The 7,356-nt window shown below is 73.4% G+C and carries 5 protein-coding genes; 4 read left to right on the top strand and 1 reads right to left on the bottom strand.

All coding sequences use genetic code 11. The features are described 5' to 3' along the window. Window positions 1-138 precede the first annotated feature (138 nt). A complete protein-coding gene (locus ACFU99_RS26180; protein ID WP_384396142.1) occupies window positions 139-2,550 on the top strand; it encodes an ATP-binding protein in 2,412 nt (803 codons plus the stop codon). Window positions 2,551-2,570: 20 nt separating this feature from the next. On the opposite strand, the gene ACFU99_RS26185 is transcribed toward ACFU99_RS26180, so the two are convergent. Then, the gene (locus tag ACFU99_RS26185) at window positions 2,571-4,376 is read right to left on the bottom strand and encodes a hypothetical protein (RefSeq protein ID WP_384396144.1); all 1,806 of its coding nucleotides are present in this window, start codon (window positions 4,374-4,376) and stop codon (window positions 2,571-2,573) included. Window positions 4,377-4,564: 188 nt separating this feature from the next. Here ACFU99_RS26185 and ACFU99_RS26190 point away from each other — a divergent pair, with 188 nt between their 5' ends. The 3 genes from ACFU99_RS26190 to ACFU99_RS26200 all read left to right on the top strand — a co-directional run. Continuing rightward, a complete protein-coding gene (locus ACFU99_RS26190) occupies window positions 4,565-5,365 on the top strand; it encodes a 3-hydroxybutyrate dehydrogenase (protein WP_384396147.1) in 801 nt (266 codons plus the stop codon). Between the two features lie 114 nt (window positions 5,366-5,479). Then, a complete protein-coding gene (locus ACFU99_RS26195; protein WP_384396150.1) occupies window positions 5,480-6,133 on the top strand; it encodes a CatB-related O-acetyltransferase in 654 nt (217 codons plus the stop codon). A gap of 259 nt (window positions 6,134-6,392) precedes the next feature. Further along, on the top strand, window positions 6,393-7,356 hold a 964-nt coding region (locus tag ACFU99_RS26200; RefSeq protein ID WP_384396152.1), incomplete at its 3' end, for a chitinase.

Consider the following 7,356-nt stretch of genomic DNA (forward strand, 5'->3'; position numbering starts at 1 on the left):
GACCCGGTACGGACCCGGCTCCGCCACCCGGCGTGCGGAGCCGGGCCCGGCGGCGGAACACGGCCGGAACGGACGGCACTCCCCACGCCCGCGATCTTCCCGATAACGTGACCGGAGCGGCGTACTGGGGAGGAAACCGTGGATCCGTTCACCATGACGGCGGTGCTGTCGGCGCTCAACACCGTGGGGCAGGGGGCCATGTCGGGGGCCGCCGGAGAGCTGGGCAGACGCACCTCCGAAGGGCTGGCCGGGCTCGTACGGCGGCTCTGGCACAGGGGCGGCAGCGGCGCGCCCGACGACCCCACCGCGCCCCTGGCGGCACCAGCCGACGATGACGAGCGCCGTCGGCTGGCCGCCCTGCTCATAGCAGAGGCCCGCCGCGAACCGGAGTTCGCCGACGACCTCGCGGCATGGCTGCGCGCCGCGCGCCGGCTGGAACCGTCCCCCTCGTCCGCCGTCGCGCGCCCTCGGCTGCTGCCGCCCGGCACCGCCGTGTTCACCAACCGCGACCACGTCCTCGCCGACATCACCGCCCTCCTCGACAGTCCGGCCGACAGCGGCGGTACGAGCCCCCGCATCGTCGCCCTCGTCGGACCGGGCGGCATCGGCAAGACCGCGACGGCGATCCACTGCGCCCGCGCCCTGGAGGAGCGCTTCCCCGACGGGCAGCTCCACACCGACCTCAAGGGGGACTCGGCGCGCACGGCCGTCGCCGCGTCCACCGCGCTTGTACGGTTCCTCGGCGCCCTCGGCGTGCCACCGGACAGGATCCCGGCCGACGAACAGGGCCAGGCCGACCTCTACCGTGACCGCACGGCCGGCCGACGCATGGCCGTCGTGCTCGACAACGCGCACTCGGCCGCGCAGCTCACGCCCCTGCTCACCGCCGCCCCCGGCTCGCTCGTCCTCGTCACCAGCCGCCACCGGCTGCCCGAGCTCGTACGCGACTACGGCGCCCGCGTCATCCGCCTCGACCCGCTGACCGCCGCGGACTCCGTCCTCCTGCTGTCGCGCGTCGCCGGCGCCGAGCCCCTCGCCCCGCACCGCCCGCACGCCGAGGCCGTCGCGGCCCGGTGCGGCGGCCTGCCGCTCGCCCTCTGCGAGACGGGCGCGCGCGTGGCCGTGCGGGAGCACCTCAACTGGCAGGTGCTGGAGCGGGAGTTCGCCCGCCGGGACGAAGAGCGTCGATCCGGATCCGGAGACCTCGCAGACATGACCGACCCAGCCGACCGATCCGACGACGACCCCGCCTACCGCGCCACCGACCTCTCCTACCGCGACCTCGCCGCCCCGGCCGCCCGCCTCTACCGGCTGCTCGGCCTGTGCCCCTGGCCCGGCATCCCCGTCGGCGCCGCCGCGGCGGCCGTCGGCGTGAGCGAGGACGAGGCGCGCCGCCTCCTCGAAGACCTTGCCGCCGTCCACCTGCTGGAGGAGGTCGGCGCGGAGCGCTACCGCTTCCACGACGTCGTACGGCAGCACGCCGAGCGACGCGCCCACGAGGAGGACGGCCGCAGGGGCACGGCGGACGCCGTCCGGCGCATGGCTCTGTGGTACCTGCGGTTCGCCGTGGCCGCCGACGCCCGCGTCATCCCCGGCCGCTGGCATCTCGGCCCCGCCTACGGCCAGTTGGGGGCGGGCGGCAGTCCCGAGTTCGCGTCCGCCCGTACGGCCCTCGCCGCGCTCCGGCGCGAGCACGAGAACCTCGCCGAGGCCGTGCGCGCCGCCGAGGAGTACGGATTCGACGAACTGGTCTGGCAGTTGTGTGAGGCGACATGGTCGCTGCACCTGCGGCTGGGTCTTCACGAGCAGTGGGTGGCGACCCACCTCAGGGGCGTACGGGCCGCGGCCCGCAGCGCCGAGGAGTTCGGCGACCGCCGGGCGGAGGGCCGAATGCGCGCCCAACTGTCGTTCGCCTATATGGGGCGCGGTCAATTGGCGGATGCCGCAAGGGAATTGACCGAAGCGGCAGCGGCGGACGAGCGGGCGGGCCACCGCCGCGGACAGGCCACCGCCGTGGAATCCCTCGGCCTGGTGCGCCTGCGGCAGTGGCGGTACGAGGCGGCCGAGCAGTGCTTCCGCCGGGCTCAGGACATCCTGCGGGGCATCACGCCGGGCGAGGACGGAGAGGCGGACGCGCCGCGCGCACTGGCGCTGCTGGAACACCACATCGGCCGCGCCCTGCGCGGCCAGGGCCGGCACTCCGACTCCGTACTCCAACTCCGCTACGCGCTCACCCAGTTCCACGACCTGCGTGAGCGCGACCGCTACAACGAGGCGCGGGTGCGGATGAGCCTCGGCGAGACGCTGCTCGCCGCAGGGGAGGCGGACGCCGCCCGTACGCCCCTGGACGAGGCCCTGACCGTGCTGGAGTCGGAGGGCGCCGTGCTCCAGCAGGCGGACGCGGCGGAACTGCGCGCGTCCTGCGCCAAGGCCCTGACGGATAGTGAGGACGAAGCGCGCCAACTGCGCCTGGCGCGCGGCTTGTACGAGACCGCGGGCGACGATGCCGCTGTGGCGCGGGTGGACGCGCGCATGGCGGAGCTGGCCTGAGGGGGGCCGTCTCCGCTCGTCTACTCGGCGTGCTCGACGGCCACTTGACGGCGTGTGTCACCCGTGACCACGACGATGCCCGCGGCCGTCGCCTCGTCCAGGGACTTGCCGCCCGCCAGCCAGGCGTGCAGGGCGGAGGCGTAGGCGGCCGGGTCGAGCGGGTCCGGACGGCCCAGGGCGTCGGGGGCGCCGGTCAAGTGGACGAGCTCCCCGTCGCGGGTGCGCGCGGCGCAGTGGCCCGGCCCCGTCACGTACGCGGCGAGCGCGCAGTGCGGGTGGCGGTCCAGGACCTCCGCCGTCCACGCGGGCGGCGGGCCCACGCGCGGGTCGTCCTGCGGCGCGTACCGCACGATGACGTCGGCGATCCGCAGGCGGCCGGTGTCCTGAGCGTCCTCGTGCACGACGGTGTGCGCCGCGTCCGTCTCCGTCTCCGGGGCCGCGTGTACGGGCTCGTGCGCCGGGTCGGCATAGCGGGTGACCGCGATCTCCGGCGGTCCGGCGCCGAGCAGCCGGGTCAGCACGCGCAGCGGCGCGGTGCGCTCGGCCGGTTCGTACGGGGGGAGCGGCAGCCGGTCGAGGAGCGCGGGGGCGGCGGGCTCGGGGACGCCGATGAGACGGTAGAAGGCACGGCGCAGCAGCGCGGCGGACTGGCCGGGAGACGACGTGGTGTGTGAGGCCAACTCCGCGTAGACATCCGGCTTGTGACGTTCCATCACCCGATCCAGCTGAGCGCGCAGGTCGCCGTACGGGCGCAGCCTCGGCGCGGTGCGGCCCAGGGCCGCGACCGGGGAGTCCGGGTCGAGGTCGCCGTCGGCGAAGGCGCCCAGCACGACGGGCGTGCCGAGGGCGGCGGCGTAGAACGTCACCGAGCCGTGGTCGCCGATGACGCAGTCCGCCGCGATCAGCGCCTGGCGCCAGCCGTCCAGCGGGGGTATGAGCGTGAGTCCGGCCCGGCGCGCCCGGTCCAGCCAGGCCCGTACCTGACCGGGGCCGTGGCCGTACCAGATGTTGGGATGCAGGACGGCCGCCGTGCGGTACTCGTCGGCGGGCAGCTCGGCCGCCAGCCGGGGGAGCAGCCAGGGCAGCAGATCGCCGTCGTCGCTGTCATGACCGCTGTTGTCGCCGTCCCCGTCGCCGAAGAGTGCGCGCGGCGACCAGGTCGAGTTGACCAGGATCAGCCGCTGGTCAGGGGCGACACCGAGGGCGCGGCGGAAGCGGTCGCGGAGCGGCAGGGCGTCGAGCGCGCGGTCGTAGCAGGGGTCGCCCGCGAGTACGGCGGTCGGCGCGGCTTCGGGGCAGGCGTCGGCCAGGCGCGCGAGCTGTTCGGGGTGGGACAGGACGGTCGCGGACGCGATGGGGCGGCCGTTGTACAGCAGCCACTCGGGGGAGAGGCCGAAAACGGGCGCGGGCGACGGGTGTCCGGTGTCCGGTGTCCGGTGTCCGGTGTCCGGTGTGGAGAGCCTTTTATTGTAGCCGACACCGTGCGACAGCACGGCCAACTCCCCCTGGAGCTGCTCCAGTTCACCGCCGTAGCTCGCCGACACCACAAGATCGACGGGTGTCGCCTTCGCCTGCTCCCACGGCAGCACCGGCAGTCCCGCCGCCGCCAGCAGCTCCGGCACCCCGGCGAGGAAGGGCGATGATCCCGTGCACGTGGCCAGCGCCTGCACCCGCAGGTCGTCGCGGAACAGCGGCAGTACGTCCAGCAGCCGCGTCGCCGACGTGACGTTGTGCACGACGAAGAGCACCTGGCGGCTCCGGCTCCGCGTCACCCACCGCGCTGCGTCGTGCCCGACCGGCACCCGTAGCCGCAGCCCTTCCGTCACCCCGCCACTCCCCGCCGTGCGCAACCCCAACCGCCCCCGTCACCGTCACCGAATCAAGAACGTCGCGCGATGGTACCTCCCGCCACACGCGTCGCCCCCGGCGGCAGGGGCCCGCCCGCACAGCGTCCGACGCGAGAATGCGCCGGCGCCCCACCCGTACGCTCCTGCACCCGCTTAGGCTGGCGCACATGACCGTCACCCCCGCACCGGACCCGGCCCAGGCGCCCCTCCTCGACCTCGGCGGCCGTACCGCCCTCGTCACCGGCGCGGCCGGCGGCATCGGCGCGGCCTGCGCGCTGCGCCTCGCCGCCGCGGGGGCGGCCGTACGGGCGGTGGACCGCGATGCCGCGGGTCTGGCGGAGCTGGTCGAGCGGGCCGCCGGCCTCGCCGGTCCCGTCGAGGCGGTGACCCTGGACCTGACCGATCTCGACGCCGCCGAGCGCACCGCGGCCGGCACGGACATCCTCGTCAACAACGCGGGCATCCAGCTGGTCCGCCCCATCGAGGAGTTCCCGCCCGAGGTCTTCTCGACCGTTCTCACGGTCATGCTGGAGGCACCCTTCCGGCTGGTGCGGGGCGCGCTGCCGCACATGTACGGGCAGGGGTGGGGGCGGATCGTCAACATCTCCTCCGTGCACGGTCTGCGGGCCTCCGCCTACAAAAGCGCGTACGTCGCCGCCAAGCACGGCCTCGAAGGGTTCTCCAAGGTCACCGCCCTCGAAGGGGCCGAGCACGGAGTGACGTCCAACTGCGTCAACCCCGGCTACGTCCGCACTCCGCTCGTCGAGAAGCAGATCGCGGACCAGGCGGCGGCCCACGGCATCTCCGCCGAGCGCGTGCTCGCCGACATCCTGCTCGCCGACTCCGCCCTGAAGCGGCTGGTGGAGCCCGCCGAGGTCGCCGAGGCCGTCGCCTACCTCTGCGGCCCGCGCAGCTCCTTCGTCACCGGCGCCTCGCTGACGATGGACGGCGGCTGGACCGCGCACTGAACCGCCCCGCACATCGGCTCCCAGGACGTCGCCGGGAAATGGTTCGTCCGCCTCGGCGGACATTGCGATCATGATCGGGTCATACTGAGCCCCCGCCGAGGAGTCCGATCCGCCATGCCCCCTGTTCCCGCCGTTCCCGCAGACCCCACCGTGGTCCATCCGATGCCGGAGCAGCCGCGCGTGGTGCTGCTCAAGCCGCTCGTCACGTCGCCGCTGATCGAGGTGGGGGAGTTCTCCTACTACGACGACCCGGACGACCCGGAGGCGTTCGAGACGCGCAATGTGCTGTACCACTACGGGCCGGAGAAGCTGGTCATCGGGAAGTTCTGCGCGCTGGGGGAGGGGGTGCGGTTCATCATGAACGGCGCCAACCACCGCATGGACGGGCCTTCGACCTTCCCGTTCCCCATCATGGGCGGCTCCTGGAGCGACCACTTCGACCTGATCACGGGCCTGCCCGGCAGGGGCGACACGGTGGTGGGCCACGACGTGTGGTTCGGGTACCGCGCCACGGTGATGCCGGGCGTCCGGATCGGCCACGGCGCGGTCATCGCCTCGGGCTCCGTGGTCGTCGACGACGTGCCCGACTACGGCATCGTCGGCGGCAATCCGGCACGCCTCATCCGGCGGCGCTTCGACGACGAGACCGTCGAGCGGCTGCTCACGGTCGCCTGGTGGGACTGGCCCGCCGAGCACATCACCGAGCACATCCGCACCATCATGTCCGGGAGCGTCGAGGAGCTTGAGGCTGCGGCGCCGGGTCGGTAGCCGCTCGGCGGCAGCAGCCCGTCGGCGGCCGTCGGACGACCGTCAGTTGTCCGAAGACCTTGACGGGGGCTTGGTCTAGTCCAATCATGTGAGTCGCTTCACGAACCGGGCGGCCCGCATCGGGCGCAGGGCCGCCCGGCCACGGAAGACGGTTCCTCCTGTACGTCCAGTACCGCTGTCCCGCGCGCGGCCGACCAGCCGTGCGCGGGGCGAGCGGCGGCGCGCCGCACGCGCGCCGTCCCACCCACCGGGAGTATGCATGAGACGTTTCAGACCGCTCCGGGCATGCCTCACCGCCGTCGCCACACTGGCCGCCTCGGCGGGCCTGGCCCTGGGGACCGGAGGGACGGCCCACGCGGCCACCCCCCTGCCCCCGCACGTGTTCGCCCCGTACTTCGAGGCGTACAGCAACGACAGCCCCGCCGACCTCGCGGCGAAGTCCGGGGCGAAATACCTGACCATGGCGTTCCTCCAGACGGCGACCAAGGGCTCCTGCACGCCGTACTGGAACGGCAACCAGTCACAGCCGGTCTCGCCCGAGATCTTCGGCAAGGACTTCACCACCATCCGCTCGCGCGGCGGCGACGTCATCCCGTCCTTCGGCGGCTACACCGCGACCCACAACGGCACGGAGATCGCCGACAGCTGCACGGACGTCGACGCGATAGCCGCCGCGTTCGAGAAGGTCATCACCACCTACGACATCCCCCGCATCGACCTCGACATCGAGGACAACTCCCTCACCAACAGCGCCGGGATCGACCGCCGCAACAAGGCGATCAAGAAGGTGCAGGACTGGGCCGCGGCCAACGGCCGCTCCATCCAGTTCTCGTACACCCTCCCCACCACGACGAGCGGCCTCGCGGACAGCGGGCTGGCCGTCCTGCGCAACGCGGTGAGCAACGGCGCCCGCATCGACGTCGTCAACATCATGACCTTCGACTACTACGACGGCGCCACCCACCAGATGGCCCTCGACACCCAGCGCTCCGCCGCCGGACTCCAGGGCCAGCTCGCCCAGCTCTACCCCGGCAAGAGCCAGGCACAGCTCTGGGGCATGATCGGCGTCACCGAGATGCCCGGCATCGACGACTACGGCCCGGGGGAGACGTTCACCACCGCCGACGCCGCCACCGTCTACAAGTGGGCCGTCGAGAAGGGCATCAACACCCTCTCCTTCTGGGCGCTCCAGCGCGACAACGGCGGCTGCCCCGGCACCGGCG

Source organism: Streptomyces sp. NPDC057654 (assembly GCF_042800135.1).
In the GTDB taxonomy this organism is placed as follows: Bacteria; Actinomycetota; Actinomycetes; order Streptomycetales; family Streptomycetaceae; genus Streptomyces.